The organism is Nitrospira sp. Kam-Ns4a, assembly GCF_965152595.1.
On record NZ_OZ224218.1, the window covers coordinates 2,292,355 to 2,308,593 of the forward strand.

A 16,239-nucleotide genomic window follows, 5' to 3' on the forward strand; every position below is an offset into this window, starting at 1 on the left:
GCGACAGGGAAGCCCGATGGCCAGCCGTGTGGTCATGCCCAAGTTAACCGATACGATGGAAGAGGGGGTCGTCCTCGCCTGGAAGAAGCGGGAAGGGGACGCCGTTGGTGCCGGTGACGTGCTCGCCGAAATCGAGACCGACAAGGCGGTCATGGACCTCGAGGCCTTCGCCTCCGGCACGCTGCGACGGATCCTGGTGAGGGAAGGGGAGACGGTGAAGGCCGGCGCCTTGATCGCCGTCATCGGCGAGCCGGACGAGGACATCGCGCCGCTGCTGGCGGAAGCGGGAAGCCCCGCCTCGACCCCGCGCGGGGAGGCGCCCGCCGTCTCCGCCGCTGCCCCCCCGTCAGCTCCAGCCCGGCCGCCTGCGCCTACGGCAAGGGAGGCGCCAACCGCTGGTCCAATGCCGACCGCCGGTTCGGCGATCAAGGCGTCGCCTCGTGCCCGGAGTCTCGCCGCCGAGCACGGCATTGACCTCGCAACGGTCCGAGGCACTGGGCCGGACGGGCGGATCATCGAGCAGGATGTGCTGGCGGTGGCCAAGGCCCGGGCGCCCGTTGGGCAAGACCGGCCGCTCGGCCAGATGCGGAAGGCAATCGCCCGCATCACGACCCAGAGCAAGGCGCCGGTGCCGCATTTCTACGTCACCACTGAGATCGCGATGGAGGCGGCGGAGCGCTTGCGCCATCAGCTCAAGCAGGCGCGGCAGTTCACGCCGAGCATCACCGATCTCATCGTCAAGGCCGCCGCCCTGGCGATCGGCCGGTACCCGGAGATCAACGTGTCCTACGCCGGCGACGCGCTGCGGCTCCATCCGACCATTGATATCGGCATCGCGGTCGCCCTCGACGACGGGCTGCTCTTGCCGGTCGTGCGCGACTGTGGAGCGAAGTCACTGGCGCGCATCTCCGCGGAGGCCCGCGACCTCATCGAGCGGGCCCGGACGCGCCGGCTCAAGCCGGAGGAGTACACCGGCGCGACCTTCTCGGTTTCGAACCTGGGCATGTTCGACGTGGAGAACTTCATCGCCGTCCTGATGCCGCCGGAGGCCGCGGCGCTCGCCATCGGGTCGGTCCGGGACGTGCCGGTCGTCGAGGACGGCCGCGTGACGGTCGGCCGCCGGATGAAGGTCACCCTTTCCTGCGACCACCGGGCGTTGGACGGGGCCCAAGCGGCCCGCTTCCTGCGCGAGTTCAAACGCGTCCTCGAACATCCGCTGGAACTGGTCCTGCCCGAGAGCATGCAATGAGCTTTGTCCCGCTCCATAACGTCTGGTCCGCGCGGGCTCCGGCTAGCGCTGGGGAGCCGGCCCGTGCGGGCCGGCTCCCGCCCTGGTTCAAGGTCCGGATCAACCAGGGCCCCGATTACCGGGACATTCGTCGGTTGGTGGACAGCCTGGGCCTGCACACGATCTGCGAGGAGGCGCGCTGCCCGAACGTCTGGGAATGTTGGAACAACCGGACCGCGACGTTCTTGATCCTGGGGGACACCTGCACGCGGCGCTGCCACTACTGTGCGGTGCGGACGGGACGGCCCGAGCCGGTGGACCCAGATGAGCCGATGCGCGTGGCCCGCGCGGTCCAGGCTCTAGGGCTCCGGCACGCCGTCATCACTTCAGTGAACCGGGACGAGTTGGAGGACGGGGGCGCCGCCGTCTTTGCCGAGACGATCCGGCAGATCCGGCGCATGATCCCGACTTGCGCGGTGGAGGTCCTCATCCCGGACTTCGAGGGCGACGAGGCGGCCCTCGCGACGGTCGTGGCGGCACAGCCGGACATCCTCAGCCACAACATCGAGACGGTGCGCCGCCTGTTCCCTTCCATTCGGCCCCAAGGGAAATACCAGCGCTCGCTCGACCTCCTGGAGCGGGCCCGCCGAATGGGGGCCCGGACCAAGTCCGGGCTCATCGTCGGGATGGGCGAGACCTTGGACGAGGTCCGGGAGGTCATGCGGGACCTGCGCGCGGCCGGTTGCGAGATCCTGACGGTCGGCCAATACCTCCAGCCGACGAAACAGCACCTCCCGGTGGTCCGGTTCTACTATCCGGAGGAGTTCGCCGCGCTCAAGGCGGAAGGGCTTGCCCTGGGCTTCACCCATGTCGAATCCGGGCCCCTGGTGCGCAGCTCTTACCGCGCCGAGCAGCAGAGCGTGGCGTCGAACGGTCCGGTTGACGGGCTGCAGCAGCTTGGCTAGTATAGCCCGGGCCAGGGTTCGCACCGAGCGGGCGCGGGGCCATGCCGATTTCCACACACGTTCAGAAGGTGAAGGAAGCATTCAAGGTTGCGTTCGCGGTCCGGCCGGCGAGCGAACCCTTCTCCGCCGCGGAGGACGCCCTGCTCGAGAAGGTGGCGGCGGCGGTCGTGGCCCGGGGACTGGCGAGCCCTGCCATCCTGTTCCTGGAATCCGCGGAACCCATGAACTTCCTGGGCAGTCAGGCGCTCCACTTCCTTTCCCCGATCCTGAGCTGCGTCTGCGAGACACGCGAGGTGGAGCTGGCGGCCCGCCTCCTCGAGCGCCGCGCCGCGGTGGCTCGGCTCATCGTGCTCATCGAGGCTCAGGCGGCCGCCGCCGCGTCTGATCCTGCGAAGGCTCCCGCTCGATGACCGCTCCCACCCCTCCTGTCCAGCCTTCCCCGGACCAGTCGCTCGCCGTGATCGTCGCCACCGACTGCGGCAGCACGACGACGAAGGCCATCCTGATCGAGAAGGTCGGGACGGGGTACCGCCAGACCTACCGGGGCGAAGCCCCGACGACGGTGGAGGCGCCGTTCGAGGACGTCACCCGCGGCGTGCTGAATGCGATCGCGGAGATCGAAGAATTGTCCGGGCGAAAGATCCTGGACGGCGAGCGCATCCTCACTCCCAGCCGGGGCGGCGACGGCGGGCCGCCCGTCGGCGTGGACCTCTACATCTCGACCAGCAGCGCCGGCGGCGGGCTCCAGATGATGGTGGCGGGCGCGGTCCAGAGCATGACGGGAGAGAGCGCTCAACGGGCCGCGCTCGGCGCCGGGGCGATCGTGATGGATGTCCTGGCCTCGAACGACGGGCGTCTGCCGCACGAGAAGATCGAGCGCATCCGCTCGCTGCGGCCCGACATGATCCTGCTCTCCGGCGGTACGGACGGCGGGACGGTCACCCACGTGGTCGAGCTGGCGGAGTACATCGCGGCGGCCGAGCCGCGGCCGCGATTGGGCTTGAGCTACAAGCTCCCCCTGATCTACGCCGGCAACAAGGACGCGCGGGAGCGCGTCCGGGAGATCCTCGGCGAGAAGACCGAGCTTGTGGTCACCGACAACATCCGCCCCGTCCTCGAGCGGGAGAACCTGGGCCCGGCGCGCAGCAAGATCCATGAGCTGTTCCTCGAGCACGTCATGGCGCAGGCGCCCGGCTACCGGAAGCTCATGGACTGGACCGGGGCGCCGATCATGCCGACGCCGGCCGCGGTGGGGCTGATCATGCAGGCCATCGCCAAGCGGGACAAGCTCAACCTGATCGGCGTGGACATCGGGGGCGCCACCACGGATGTCTTCTCGGTCTTCGGCGGGGTGTTCAACCGCACCGTCAGCGCGAACCTCGGCATGTCCTACAGCATCTCGAACGTCGTCGCGGAGGCCGGCCTCGAGAACATCATGCGCTGGGTGCCCTTCACGATTGACGAGCAGACCCTCCGCAATCGGATCAAGAACAAGATGATCCGGCCGACGACCATCCCCCAGACCTTGGACGAGCTGCAGATCGAGCAGGCAATCGCCCGTGAGGCGCTCCGGTTGGCACTCGATCATCACAAGTCGCTAGCCACGGGGCTGAAGGGAGTCCAGCAGGAGCGGACGATCTCCGACATCTTCGAGCAACGCGCCTCGGGCGAGACGCTCGTGGACTTGCTGAAGCTCGACCTCATCGTCGGGAGCGGCGGCATCCTGTCCCATGCCCCGCGGCGGATCCAGTCCATGCTGATGATGGTGGACGCCTACCAGCCGCTGGGCGTGACCGTCCTGTCCGTGGACAGCATCTTCATGATGCCGCACCTAGGTGTCCTGTCCACGGTGAGCGAGCAGGCGGCGACCGACGTGTTCGTCCAGGACTGTCTGATCTACCTCGGGACCTGCGTGGCGCCGATCGGGCAGGGCAAGGACGGGGAGCCCTGCGCCGAGTACGTCGTCACGTTCCAGAACGGGCGTCCCAGCGAGCGGGGGACGTTGCGGTTCGGCGAGCTGCGCCTCCTGCCCCTCGGGCTCGACGAGCGGGCCCGGATCGAGGTCCGGCCTGCGCGTCAGGTGGATGTCGGGGCCGGGCGGGGGGAGGCGCTTATGCGCGAGGTCCGCGGCGGCGTGGCCGGGCTGCTCCTGGACGGCCGCGGACGACCGCTCCAGTTGCCGGCGGACCGCCAGGCCAGGCTAGAGGCGCTCACTCGCTGGCACCGGGCGGTGAATCTCTATCCACGGTGAGCGGATACAATCGTGGGCAGGGGGCAGTGGGCAGTGGGGAAAAACCATCCGGTGTCTTCACCGACCACTGACCATGGTCCCTGCTGCCGTTGGTCGTGCGTCTCCCATCACGTGTCGCGGGTTTTACGATGGCGCACTCCTACACGCCAGGCCTGACCGTCACCGACCGGATCGTGATCCGCAAGCGGCGCCTGCTGCCGATTCCCGGGTCGGTTCTGGCGAAGGCGGGCGACCGGGTCCGAGCAGACAGCGTCGTCGCCCGGGCCGAGTTGCCTGGAAAGGTCCATGCGGTGAACGTCGCCAACCTGCTTGGGGTGGCGCCGGACGAGATCCCCGAGTACCTGCTCAAGAAGGCAGGGGAACTGGTCAAGCGGGACGAGGTCTTCGCCGAGACCAAACCCTTTCTCAAATGGTTCCGAACGGAGGTCCGCTCACCCATCGATGGGAACGTGGAATCCATCTCGACCGTCACGGGCCAGGTCCTGTTGCGGGAGCCCCCCCGCATCCTCGACCTGCTCGCCTATATCACGGGCGTCGTGATCGAGGCTCATCCACCCCACGGGGTGACGGTGGAAACCGAGTGCACGCTGGTCCAGGGCATCTTCGGCATCGGTGGCGAGACGTGGGGCCCGCTGCACCTCGCGGTCAAGTCGCCGGAGGAGCCTCTGACGCCGGAGCACCTGCGGCCGGAGATGAAGGGGGGCGTTGTCGTGGGCGGGTCGTTCCTCGGCCGGGCGGGCATGGCCCGGGCCCGCGAGCTGGGCATCGGGGCCCTCGTGGTCGGCGGCATCCATGACAAGGATCTCCGCGATCTTCTCGGCTATGACCTGGGCGTGGCGATCACTGGGACCGAGCGGGTAGGGTTCACCCTGATCATCACCGAGGGGTTCGGCACGATCCCGATGGCGGCGAAGACCTTTGCCCTGCTGTCCAGGCACGCAGGGCAGGTCGCCTCGGTCTCGGGGGCCACCCAGATCCGGGCCGGCGTCATCAGGCCGGAGGTCATCATCCCGCGCGCCCCGGAGGCGGGCGACGGCGCTCGGTCCAAACCGGCCGAGCCGGATCGCGCCGGCCTCAAGCTGGGCGACCAGGTGCGCGTGATCCGGGATCCATGGTTCGGGCGGATCGGCCAGGTGATCGGACTCCCACCGGAGTTGCGACAGATCGAGACCGAGAGCCGCGTGCGTGTCCTGGAGGTGCGGTTCCCCGACGGGGCCGTCGCGGTCATTCCACGGGCCAACGTCGAGATCATCGAAGGCTGACCCCTAGTGAGCACACCCGAGCCCAATCCCGCCAGCCCCGCCGCCCACGGCCCGCGGCGCCCCTGCGACAGACACCGCGGCCGGCCCTTCACGACTCCCGGGCTCGTCGTCCTGCTCGTCTGGGCGTGGGCCATGGGCGCGCAGGCCGCGGCCCTCTCGCCGCCTCGCGAGGTGCGGGTCTTCGACCAGCCGAACGACGCCGGCGCCGCGCTCACCCTCGTCTGGGCTCCCTCTGAATTCGATGGCCCCGATGCCCGGTACCAGATCCTCATCGCCGGCGGGGCGGCGAACGCTGCCGATCCGGTCCTGGTCGGCGAGATCGCGGCGAACTCCCATTACGTCCGGGAGGCCAAATGGGCGTGGTGGACGCGTCCGGCTCGTCCCGAGTTTCACCAGTTCACGATCAAGTCCGGAAAGAACCTCGAGATCAAGGACGGGACTGCCTACACCGTCATCCTCCGGGCTGTCCGAGGCGAGGAGCGGGTGGACGTACAAGCAGGCCAGGCGGTGCCCGAGCCCAACTGGGTCAATTGGAATCAGGTGAACAACCTGGCGTTCGTCCTGCTCTTCGGCGGCGCGGTCTTCGTCGCGATCCGGCAGGCGAAGCGGCGCGAGATCTTCCTGCGCCGGATTCCCGGGCTCGACGCGGTGGATGAGGCGATCGGGCGCGCGACCGAGTTGGGGAAACCCATTCTGTATCTGACCGGCGCAGGCGACATGAGCGAGCCCGCGACGATCGCGGCCGCCGTCATTTTGGGGCGGGTGGCGAAGCGGGTGGCCGCCTATGAGACCGACCTGCTGGTTCCGCACCGGGATCCCATCGTGATGGCCGTCTGCCAGGAGATCACCAAGCAGTCCTATCTGGAGGCCGGCAAGCCGGACGCCTTCAAGGAGGACTCGAATTTCTTCATTACCAGCGACCAATTCAGCTACACGGCGGCGGTGGACGGGATCATGTTGCGGCGGAAACCCGCTGCCAACTTCTTCATGGGCTCCTACTTCGCGGAGTCGCTGCTGCTCACCGAGACCGGCGCCAGCACCGGAGCGATCCAGATCGCAGGAACCGATTCGGACCACCAGCTTCCGTTCTTCGTCACGACCTGCGACTACACCCTGATCGGCGAGGAGCTGTACGCGGCCAGCGCCTACCTCTCGCGCGAGCCGGTTCAGATGGGAACCCTCCGCGGCCAGGATCTGGGCAAGGCTCTGGTCCTCGGCGTGCTCGCGATCGGGACCCTGCTGGCCACGGCTGGTGTCCTGCTGGGCACCGACGCGCCCATGCTGCTCCTGGATTTGTTCAAGGATCTCAAATGATCTTCTTGCGACGCCAGCTCCCGCTGCTGATCACGCTGGTCGCGGGTCTCCTGTTCGCCGGGCAGTACTACGTCCCCCATCCGGCCTCGGAAGCCATGCTGACGGAGGTCAACAAGTGGCTGCAGATCATCGGGCTGTTCGCGCTGGTCTTGGGCGTCACCAGCCTCTTCCATATCCATGCGGTGAAGATCCGCCGGAAGGAGCCGGGGTGGGGGTACAGCTTCGTCCTCTACGCGGGGATGCTGGGCACGATCGCAATCGGCCTCTGGTCGAACGGCAAGGAGTCGACGGACGGCGCGCTGACCGCCTTCGGTTGGATCTACACCTACACGATGGTGCCGCTCCAGGGCACCATGTTCGCCATCCTGGCGTTCTTCATCGCTTCCGCCGCCTACCGGTCTTTCCGGGCGAGGAGTCGGGAGGCCGCCGTGCTGCTCCTCGCTGCGGTCATTGTCATGATGGGCCGCGTGCCGCTCGGGGAGCACCTGGTGCCGGTCAGCGGCGACATCACGCAGTGGATCCTGAACGTGCTGAACGCGTCCGTGCGGCGGGCGATTCTGATCGGCATCAGCCTGGGCGCCGTCGCGCTGTCCCTGAAGATCATCTTCGGGATCGAGCGGGCCTATCTCGGAGGCGGAAAAGAGTGACAGGGGACGCGGGACGCGTGACGCACAAGAGAAAGACGCACACGAGAGGCCGGACAGCCCACCTCGTCCCGTGTCCCGCGTCCCGGAGGGATGACCGTGACGTTCGCCGAGAAACTGTTGCGGATTGACCGGCGGCTCATCTTCCTAGTGATCGGGCTTTGTACCCTGATCCCGCTCCTCTATCCCGTGGGGTTGGCGATCAAGGTGTCGCCGGAGGTCCACGGCGTCTACGACCATCTCGACCGGCTGCCCACGGGCTCGGTGTTTCTCCTCAGCATGGATTTCGACCCGGCGTCCAAGCCGGAGCTGTACCCCCAGGCCGTCGCCCTGCTGCGGCACGCCTTTAAGAAGAACCTGCGGGTCATCGGCATGACCCTCTGGGTCACCGGCACGGGCATGGCGGAGGAGGTGATCTCCAAAGTGGCGGCCGAGATGGGGAAGGAGAACGGGAAGGACTATGTCTTTCTCGGGTGGAGTCCCGGGGTGGGCTCCCTGATCATCACGATGGGGCAGGACCTCTACAAGGCCTTCCCGAACGACTACTACAATCGGCCGACTAGGGACCTGCCGGTCCTGAAGGATGTGCGGACGCTCCGCGACGTGAGCTACGTGGTGAGCCTGGCCGCGGGGACGGCGGGGATCGAGACCTGGTACGTGTTCGGGAAGGACAAGTACAAGTTTGAGCTAGGGGGTGGCTGTACCGGCGTCATTGCGCCGGGCCTGTACCCGCTTCTGCGCAGCGGGCAGATCAACGGGCTCATCGGCGGGCTGCGCGGCGCCGCCGAGTACGAGGTCCTGATCGGGCAGAAGGGGCGCGCGGTGGCCGGCATGGACGCCCAGTCCGCCACCCACTTCGCGATCATCGCGCTGGTCGCCCTCTGCAACGCGCTGTACCTGACGTGGCGCCGGGCCGGGGGCCGGCGCGAGGGCCGCTGACGGGCCGAGCCCAGAAGAGGGGGACGACGATGCCGTTCGAGAGCCTGCTGGGCGCGTGGGTGGCGACGGGGCTGACCCTCTGCATCTTCACGTTCCTGTATGAGGACAACCCGCTCTTCAAGCTCGCTGAGCATCTCTACGTCGGGGTCTCGGTCGGCTACACCATCGTCAAGTCCTACGACCTGATGATCCGGCTCGTCTACGAGCCGATGGTCCATCAGGGGCAGTGGTCGCTCCTGATCCCGCTCGGGATCGGACTGCTGATGCTGGCCCGGTACCTTCCGCAGGCCGCCTGGCTGTCCCGGATCGCCTTCGCCTTCGTGGTCGGGGTCGGCTCGGGATTGGCCATCCCGAGAATCATCTCCTCCTACATCCTCAAGCAGGTGGAGGACACGGTCCGGCCGCTGGCCGCCCTGACGGAGGGGGGCGGGGTGACCTTCACCTTTGACCTCCTGAACCCGGCGAGCAACCTCAACACGATCGTCCTGCTCCTGGGCGTCGTCTCGGTGCTCTTCTATTTCTTCTTCTCGATCGAGCACCGCGGCCCGGTCCGCGTCGCGGCGCGCACCGGCATCCTGTTCTTGATGATCGCGTTCGGCGCCGCCTTCGGCTACACGGTCATGGCTCGCATGTCACTCCTGATCGGCCGGCTGACGGACCTGATCGAGTTTGCCGAGCCGCGGTACGGGTACGCCTCGCTCTGGCTGCTGGGGCTCACCGTCGCGTCACTTGTGATTTGGACGGTGACGCGCAAATCCGGCCCCGCCCGCGAGTAGCGAGCCGGCGCTTGCCGCCGCAGCGGCTCTTCCGGTACAATCACGCGCCTTTCGCTCGATGTCGAGGCCTGGGCATGACCGAGCCGGCCAAAGACCCGAAGCAGTACCCGGTCCTCCGCAACCTCCAGTTCTCCCCGCTGCGGGAGAAGGACGAGAAGTACGTCGTCCTCTGGGACCCCACCGGGCTCAGCGCGGAGAAACTCATCGTCCCCTTGAACTATTTCTATCTGCTCCAGTTCTTCGATGGCGACCACTCCCTCGAAGAGATCGGCATCCACTACCTCAAGCGCTTCGGCGAGTTCCTGATGCCCGACCGGCTCGAGCGGTTGGTGGCGGACCTGGACGAGAAGCTGTTCCTCGAAGGGGAACGGGTGGAAGCGGCCCAGCGGGCGGCGCTCGAGGCCTACCGGGCCGCGCCGGTACGGGCCGCCGCCTATGCCGGGAAGAGCTACGAGGCAGACCCGGAGAAGCTGCGGCTGCAGATTGAGTCCTTCTTCTCCTCGAAGGAAGGCCCCCCGGTCACGGCCTCAGCCAACAAGGGCAAGCCGATCAAGGCGATCGTGGCGCCGCACTACGAGCTGCGGCTCGGCGGGCCGGTCTATGCCTGGGCGTACAAGGAGGTGGCCGACGCGCAGCCCCCCGATCTCTTCGTGATCCTGGGCACCTGCCACAGCGGGCTCGAGCAGGGGTTCGCCGTGACGGACAAGGCCTTCGAGACGCCGCTGGGGTTGGTTCCTGTGGACCGCGACGTGGTGGAGGCCCTCCGGCGGGAAGCTGGCGAGCGGTACTTCGCGGAGGACGTCCGCCACCGGCACGAGCATACGATCGAGTTCCAGCTCCCGTTCCTGCAGTACGTGGCGGGGCGCGCGCGGCCAGTCGTGATCGTGCCGGTCCTGTGCGCGTTCCCGCCGAGCTGCCTCTTCGACCCCGCGCTGCGGCCGCTGGGCGACACGGTCTCGGTCTTTCTCGATGCCCTGAAGAAGATCCTGGCCGAGTCCGGCCGCCAGGCTTGCGTCATCGCCAGCGCGGACCTGGCCCACATCGGCCTGCGGTACGGTGATCCGCAGCCGCCCACGGATTTCTCTTTCCACCGCTGCCTGCAGACGGACCTCCAGATGCTCAAGCACGTGGAACAGCTCGACGCCGAGGCCTTCGCCCGGTTCATCCACGAGGAGCAGGACCGCCGGCGGATCTGCGGGTTCGCGCCGATCTACTCAATGCTGAAGCTGATCTCGGCGGAAAAGGGGGAGGTGCTGCGCTACGACCGGGGGATCACCGACCAGTTCAACTCGACGGTCACCTACGCCAGCATGGTTTTTTATTAGCACGCCGCAAGTCGCTGCGAGCGCGCGGCCAGATGCCTCGGCTGGCGGTTCCTGCTAGTCGCAGCAAGCGGCTTGCTGCCAGCGCTACTCCTTCACGGTCACCGTCATCACGATCGGCTCGAGCGGGTTGTCGGCTTCGTCACGCGGCACGGCGGCGATCTTGTCGGCGACTTCCAGGCCGCGGATCACTTCCCCGAAGACCGTGTAGCGCCGGTCGAGCCCGCTGGAATCCGCGATGCAGATGAAAAACTGGGAGCCATTGTCGTTGAAGTCGCGGGTGCTGTTGCTTTCCCGTGGCATTTTGGCGGTCGAGACGGCGCCCCGCTTGTGCGGCCGGTCGTTCGGCTCGGGGTTGAGCCAGTAGCCAGGCCCGCCGGTCCCATGCAGGCTCCGGTCTGGATTCCGGCTGAGCGGATCGCCCCCCTGGATCATGAAGCCCGGCACCACGCGGTGGAACGTCGTCCCGTTGTAAAACCCCATCTTGGCCAGGTTCAGGAAGTTTTCCACGTGCCGCGGCGCCTCGTCCGGGTAGAACCGGATGACCATCTCGCCGAACTTCGTCGCGATGATCGCGCGGGGATCCTTCTTCTGGAATTTCATGACCATAGCCAGGTCACTGTACCAATCCGGCCCCTTCGGTGCAAGCAGGGTCTCTCGGCTCGGTAGGGGGAAAGGCCGGCGGCCCGGGCCCGGCGCCGGGTCTTGCGGCTCCGACGAGCCCGTCCCCGGGCCGGATGAAGCGCCAGAACAGCCCGCCGAGCAGCGCGATCCCTGCGGCTGCCCCCAGCGCGGCCGTCCAGCCGAACCGATCCGCCAGCCAAGGGGTGAGCGTCGGGGAAAGCGTCCCGCCCAAATTGGCGCCGGTATTCATGAGTCCGGAGAGGGTACCGGCGTAGCGCTTCGAAAGGTCCACGGTCGCGCTCCAGTAGGCGCCCACGGTGAAATAGAGCCAGCCGGCGCCCAGCGCCAGCCAGGCGATCGCCAGATAGGGGGCGTCGAGTCCGGCACCCAAGAGAATGCACAGGGCGGACAGCGCCATCCCGGCTGCGCCGACCCCCGCTCGTCCGCGGTTCGCCCCGAGGCAGGCTGCGAGCCGGTCCGTGGCCCAGCCGCCCAGGGGCGAGAAGACGGAGATCGCGAGAAAGGGCGTCGAGGCGAGCAGGGCGCCGCGCAGCACATCAAAGCCGCGGACGTTGACCAGGTAGAGGTAGAACCAGGACAGGTAGACGTAGGCGACGTAGCCGAGACAGGAGTAGCTGAGCACCAGCCACCAGACGGTCGGCGTGCCGACCAGCCGTCTCCAGGGGATCGCCCCGGGGACGCCCTCCGGTCCGGCGTCCCGGATCAGGGCGGCTTCCGCCTCGTTGACCCAGGGATGGTCTTCAGGCTGGTCTGTGGCAAACCAGAACCACAGGGCAGCGACGACGAGGCCCAGGGTAGCGCCGGCATAGAACGCAGCTTGCCATCCAAAGGTCACCATGATCCAGGCAGTGACCGGCGGCGTCAGCGCGGAGCCGATGCCGAGTCCGCCGATCGCGATGCCCATGCCCAACCCGCGCTCCTGGGCCGGGAGCCAGTTGGCAACAGTCCGGTTGAAGTTCGGCAGGGCTGCGGCCTCGCCCACGCCGATCAGGAACCGGACGACCGCCAGCGAGCCGCTGATTCCGAGCAGGGCGGCGAGCGGGAGCGTCGCCGCGACCGCAGTCAGGGCGGTGAAGAGGGACCACCAGATAACCGCGAGGGCTAGGACCCGCCGCGCGCCCCAGTGGTCTCCCAGCCAGCCGCCCGGCACCTGAAAGAGCGCATACCCGAGGACGAAGGCGGAGAAGACCTGACCCATCTCGACCTCGGTGAGGCCCAGGGCCGGCATCATCTGCCGGGCCGTCACGGAGATGTTGACGCGGTCCACATAGGTCACGACGCTGATCGCGAACAACAGGGACAGCATCGCCCAGCGGACACGGGTCGGGGCCTGGCGCATACGGCACGCTCTTGCACTCCCTTCATCCAGCGTGCCGATTATGCGCAGGCGATCCGTCGGCCGCAAGCGAAATTCGCTGGCGCGGGCGGTCCGGGGTCCGCGTTCCTGGATTTCCAATAGGCGATCCGGTAAGATTCTTCCTTAAGTGTAGACATGCCATCGTCGGGAGGAGGAGTGACCGCCCGTCGCAGATCCCTCGCTCTGGGCCTCGCCGTCAGTCTGATCCTGGTCGCCACGTTCCTTGCCGTTCCGTTGCTACTCAGCCCCGAGGCGGTCAAGGCGTTCTTCCTGCACCAGCTCGAAGGGCAGATCGGCCGGACCATTGAGGTGGGCGAGGTGCGCTTCGCGCTGCTGCCCAGCATCAAGCTCTCCCTCGACGACGTCGCAATTCGCGACGTGGATCCCTCCCAAAGTCCCTTCCGAGCCAAGCACATTGACGTCGTCCTTCGTGCCTGGCCGTTGCTGCGCCTGCAGGTGGTCGGCAAACGCCTCTTGATCGAGCAACCCCGCATCGAGGTGCGGCGGGACCTGAGCGGGCGCTGGAACCTGTCGGCGGCTCCCCAGGGGGGCGCGGCGGAGGCTGACCTCGGGCAGGCGATGGCGGTGCTGCTGGCCATCAGAGAAACCCGCGTCAAGGGCGGGGAAATCCTCATCGTGGACGAGTTCCGACCGGATGGGAGTCGACGCGCCAAGCTGACCGCCCTGGATCTGACCCTTGCCGCGAGGCCGCAGGAACAGAGCGTGGACCTCGACTTGTCGGCCACGGTGCCGTCGCCCCGCGGAGGAACGATCCTTCTACTGACCGGCCGGCTGAGCCGACCGGGCCCGTCGGCGGGGATGCAGGCAGCTCTAGGGGGGACCCCGCTTGCGGCCGGCTTGACGTTCGAAGGCTCCGCCGAAGCAGCCGAGGTGGATCTGCGCCAGCTCGCCGATTTCTTCGGGCCGCGGCCTGTGCCGGACCGCATTGCGGGAGCAGCGAGCGTCCGCGGTCGCATCCGCCTGGCGCCGGGAGTGGCCGGCTACGACCTGGTCCTCTCGGACATGCGGGGCGAGGTGGACCACCTGGCGCTGGCCGGTCAGGCCAGCCTGTCTGGGCTGCTGACGCCCCAGCCAACGTTTTCCCTGACCTTCGCCTCTTCCCCCGTCAACCTCGCGGATCTGCTGGCTCGCTTTCCGCTGCAGTGGCTCAACCCACGGATCCAGGACATCGTCGTCGAGCGGCAGGTCCAGGGACTGGTCGAGGTGGTGACCGCGACCCTATCCGGAACCACCGGACCGGAGCCGCGGATCTCCTTGACCGGCCAATTCCGAATCCGCCAAGGCCGGGCCCTTCTGGGCACGGAAGGGGTCCTGGCGCACGACCTCGAGGCGACGGTCTTCGTCGAGCCGGACCGGATCAGGGTCGTGGACCTGACCGGAGCCTACAGCGCCCTGCACGTCCGAGGAGGGAGCGCGATCATCTTCTTGCAGGAAAGCGGGCCGTGGATCGAGATGGACATCACCGGCGACATGGGGGCACCGGAACTGGTCGCGGTGCTGCGCCGTACGCTGGACCCGAGTCTGTTCACCAGAGCCTTGGCTGAACTTCGCGACATCGCCGGCACCACGGTGCTGACCTTCCGCCTGGCCGGGCATCTCACTGACCCTGCCGGCTTAAAGTTCCTTGGAGGTGACTTCGTCGTGCGGGACGTGGGCTTCCGGGCGCCTGCACTGCCCGAGCGCCTGGAGGGCCTGAACGGGCGCGTGCGCGTCGCCCAGGAGCGCATCGAACTCGACCGGTTGTTCGCGTTCATCGGTCGGAGCCGAGTGCAGGTGGAGGGCGCGATCGAGACGGCCGGAAGGCCGACGCTCAGAAACTTCCTTGCCCTTGCGACGGTGGATGCCCGCGACCTTGTCGGCCTGCTGCCCAAGGAGACCGCCTCCTCCCTGGGACTGGAGGGCGTCATCGGGGCGAGGCTGGCGCTGACCGGTGACCCGGCGGCCCCCCAGATGCAAGCGGTGCTCGACCTCAAGGAGGCTGCGTTGACCGCTCCCGTCATGCGGAAGCCGGCCGGCACGCCGGCTACCCTGGAGTTCGAGGGAAGCCTGTCGCCGACGCAGGTCGTCACGGCGAAGCGGCTGGAGCTGTCCGTGCCGCCGTTCCGGGTGGCGGGTAGCGGACGGCTCACACTCGGCGCGAAACCCGCGGTGGACGCCTCCTTCGTCACCACCCCGATCGTGCTGGCCCAACTGCCGGCGGGAATGCGGGTCGCCAGCCTGGACGCTGGTACCCTGGAAGTGTCCCTGGACGTCAAGGGGTGGGGCCGGGACTGGCGCCGCTGGCTGCTCGGCGGCTGGATTGCCTTGACGGATGGCCAAATCACGGTCAAGGAGCTGGACGCTCCAATCCGGAACCTCTTCGTCCGGGTGAAGCTCGTCCGGAACAGGGCCGAGATCAAACAGCTCTCCTTCCGGATTGGCGAGAGCGACGTGCGGGCGACGGGCGTCGTTCAGGACTGGACCGGAAAGCCCGTCATTGATCTCAAAGCCGACTCCGCCAAGCTGGACATTGAGTTGTTGATCCCGAAGGGCGAGCGGTCTCCCATCCGGGACGCCGTGGAGGAGCTGGCAGCGACGGGGCGCCTGGTGGGCACCCTCACGATCGCCGAAGGCGTGTACAAGCAGATGCCCTTTCATGAGGTGTCCTGCCGCATCAACGTCGCCAACGGGGTCCTCGACGTGGACCGGATTACGGCGGCGTCGGAGGGCGGCCGGATCGCCGGGCGGCTCGTCGTGACGCTGCCCAGACGCAAGCCGGCTGAAGGCGAGGTCGTTTTCCGCGTGAGTCAGGTCCCTTTCAAGCGGATCCTGCAGATGCTCGGCGATGAGAAGCGGAGGGTGGAAGGCACCCTGTGGACGAGCGGCACGCTTCGAATGCACGGACGCCATCCGCGGGGCGTGCTCCATACGCTCGAGGGTGAGGTCCACTTCGACGTGAAGAACGGCCATATCTACAGGGGGACGGTCATCCCTAAGATCATCGGCATCCTGAACCTGCCGGCCCTGCTCCAGGGGAAAGTGGATCTGGCCAAAGAGGGCTTCCCCTTCGACCGGGTCAGCGGCGCCCTGACCATCGCGGGCGGGCAGATCCACTCCGAAAATCTCGTGATAGACAGCCCGATCATGAAGATGAGCGCTGCGGGGAACTACGACCTGCCGGCCGATCGCCTGGACGTCGTCGTCGTGGTGAGCCCGTTGGGCTCCTACGCGAAGTTCCTCAAGAGCATTCCGTTGTTCGGGCGGTTGCTCAAGGGAGACCGCAAGGGCGTAGTGACCGCGACCTTCGAGGTGACGGGCCCGCTCCAGGACCCCGACGTGAACTACAAGCCCATCGAGTCCCTGACAACAGGCGTGAAGGGTCTAGCAGAGCTGGCCTTCGACGTGCTGAAGAACACCATCCTGCTGCCGAAAGATCTGCTCTCCGGTGAGGCGGAGAGCCCGGCGGCGCCCCAGGAAGACCACGCCCCCGAACGGCCCGCGGCCGGCTCGCCTTGACCGCCCGTCACTCGCATGAT

13 protein-coding genes are annotated in these 16,239 nt (G+C 67.5%); 11 read left to right on the top strand and 2 right to left on the bottom strand.

Annotated features, from left to right (window positions below):
* The first annotated feature begins 16 nt into the window (after window positions 1-16).
* The 10 genes from ACWHYQ_RS11525 to amrB all read left to right on the top strand — a co-directional run bounded on the left by ACWHYQ_RS11525 (window position 17) and on the right by amrB (window position 10,704).
* Window positions 17-1,249: a dihydrolipoamide acetyltransferase family protein gene (locus ACWHYQ_RS11525; RefSeq protein WP_447972274.1), complete on the top strand. Its 1,233-nt coding sequence runs from the start codon at window positions 17-19 to the stop codon at window positions 1,247-1,249.
* On the top strand, window positions 1,246-2,193 hold the full coding sequence (lipA, locus tag ACWHYQ_RS11530) for a lipoyl synthase (protein WP_447972275.1): 948 nt from the start codon (window positions 1,246-1,248) through the stop codon (window positions 2,191-2,193). The genes ACWHYQ_RS11525 and lipA overlap by 4 nt, the downstream gene beginning before the upstream one ends.
* A gap of 41 nt (window positions 2,194-2,234) precedes the next feature.
* The gene (locus tag ACWHYQ_RS11535; RefSeq protein ID WP_447972276.1) at window positions 2,235-2,603 is read left to right on the top strand and encodes a hypothetical protein; all 369 of its coding nucleotides are present in this window, start codon (window positions 2,235-2,237) and stop codon (window positions 2,601-2,603) included.
* Complete coding sequence (locus tag ACWHYQ_RS11540; RefSeq protein ID WP_447972277.1) at window positions 2,600-4,444, top strand: glutamate mutase L; 1,845 nt, start codon at window positions 2,600-2,602, stop codon at window positions 4,442-4,444. Before ACWHYQ_RS11535 ends, ACWHYQ_RS11540 begins: the two co-directional genes overlap by 4 nt.
* A 128-nt stretch (window positions 4,445-4,572) precedes the next feature.
* Window positions 4,573-5,706, top strand: a complete 1,134-nt coding sequence (locus tag ACWHYQ_RS11545) for a hypothetical protein (RefSeq protein WP_447972278.1) — start codon at window positions 4,573-4,575, stop codon at window positions 5,704-5,706.
* Between the two features lie 6 nt (window positions 5,707-5,712).
* A complete protein-coding gene (locus ACWHYQ_RS11550) occupies window positions 5,713-7,020 on the top strand; it encodes a DUF6754 domain-containing protein (RefSeq protein WP_447972279.1) in 1,308 nt (435 codons plus the stop codon).
* A complete protein-coding gene (locus ACWHYQ_RS11555; RefSeq protein ID WP_447972280.1) occupies window positions 7,017-7,667 on the top strand; it encodes a hypothetical protein in 651 nt (216 codons plus the stop codon). The genes ACWHYQ_RS11550 and ACWHYQ_RS11555 overlap by 4 nt, the downstream gene beginning before the upstream one ends.
* Before the next feature lie 90 nt (window positions 7,668-7,757).
* Window positions 7,758-8,603 carry a hypothetical protein gene (locus ACWHYQ_RS11560; RefSeq protein WP_447972281.1) on the top strand — a complete coding sequence of 282 codons (846 nt, stop codon included), beginning with the start codon at window positions 7,758-7,760 and terminating at the stop codon, window positions 8,601-8,603.
* Between the two features lie 29 nt (window positions 8,604-8,632).
* Complete coding sequence (locus tag ACWHYQ_RS11565) at window positions 8,633-9,379, top strand: hypothetical protein (RefSeq protein ID WP_447972282.1); 747 nt, start codon at window positions 8,633-8,635, stop codon at window positions 9,377-9,379.
* Window positions 9,380-9,453: 74 nt separating this feature from the next.
* On the top strand, window positions 9,454-10,704 hold the full coding sequence (gene amrB, locus ACWHYQ_RS11570) for an AmmeMemoRadiSam system protein B (protein WP_447972283.1): 1,251 nt from the start codon (window positions 9,454-9,456) through the stop codon (window positions 10,702-10,704).
* Between the two features lie 84 nt (window positions 10,705-10,788).
* Here the strand turns inward: amrB and ACWHYQ_RS11575 are convergent, their stop codons facing one another.
* Together ACWHYQ_RS11575 and ACWHYQ_RS11580 are read right to left on the bottom strand one after the other, a co-directional pair.
* The gene (locus tag ACWHYQ_RS11575) at window positions 10,789-11,304 is read right to left on the bottom strand and encodes a peptidylprolyl isomerase (RefSeq protein ID WP_447972284.1); all 516 of its coding nucleotides are present in this window, start codon (window positions 11,302-11,304) and stop codon (window positions 10,789-10,791) included.
* A gap of 13 nt (window positions 11,305-11,317) precedes the next feature.
* On the bottom strand, window positions 11,318-12,685 hold the full coding sequence (locus tag ACWHYQ_RS11580; protein ID WP_447972285.1) for an MFS transporter: 1,368 nt from the start codon (window positions 12,683-12,685) through the stop codon (window positions 11,318-11,320).
* Window positions 12,686-12,859: 174 nt separating this feature from the next.
* Here ACWHYQ_RS11580 and ACWHYQ_RS11585 point away from each other — a divergent pair, with 174 nt between their 5' ends.
* On the top strand, window positions 12,860-16,219 hold the full coding sequence (locus ACWHYQ_RS11585) for a YhdP family protein (RefSeq protein WP_447972286.1): 3,360 nt from the start codon (window positions 12,860-12,862) through the stop codon (window positions 16,217-16,219).
* The last annotated feature ends 20 nt before the right edge of the window (window positions 16,220-16,239 follow it).

Coding starts and splice junctions, on each gene's coding strand:
- ACWHYQ_RS11525 (WP_447972274.1), top strand. CDS start 17: ATGGCCAGCCGTGTGGTCATGCCCAAGTTAACCGATACGATGGAAGAG.
- lipA (WP_447972275.1), top strand. CDS start 1,246: ATGAGCTTTGTCCCGCTCCATAACGTCTGGTCCGCGCGGGCTCCGGCT.
- ACWHYQ_RS11535 (WP_447972276.1), top strand. CDS start 2,235: ATGCCGATTTCCACACACGTTCAGAAGGTGAAGGAAGCATTCAAGGTT.
- ACWHYQ_RS11540 (WP_447972277.1), top strand. CDS start 2,600: ATGACCGCTCCCACCCCTCCTGTCCAGCCTTCCCCGGACCAGTCGCTC.
- ACWHYQ_RS11545 (WP_447972278.1), top strand. CDS start 4,573: ATGGCGCACTCCTACACGCCAGGCCTGACCGTCACCGACCGGATCGTG.
- ACWHYQ_RS11555 (WP_447972280.1), top strand. CDS start 7,017: ATGATCTTCTTGCGACGCCAGCTCCCGCTGCTGATCACGCTGGTCGCG.
- ACWHYQ_RS11560 (WP_447972281.1), top strand. CDS start 7,758: ATGACCGTGACGTTCGCCGAGAAACTGTTGCGGATTGACCGGCGGCTC.
- ACWHYQ_RS11565 (WP_447972282.1), top strand. CDS start 8,633: ATGCCGTTCGAGAGCCTGCTGGGCGCGTGGGTGGCGACGGGGCTGACC.
- amrB (WP_447972283.1), top strand. CDS start 9,454: ATGACCGAGCCGGCCAAAGACCCGAAGCAGTACCCGGTCCTCCGCAAC.
- ACWHYQ_RS11575 (WP_447972284.1), bottom strand. CDS start 11,304: ATGAAATTCCAGAAGAAGGATCCCCGCGCGATCATCGCGACGAAGTTC.
- ACWHYQ_RS11580 (WP_447972285.1), bottom strand. CDS start 12,685: ATGCGCCAGGCCCCGACCCGTGTCCGCTGGGCGATGCTGTCCCTGTTG.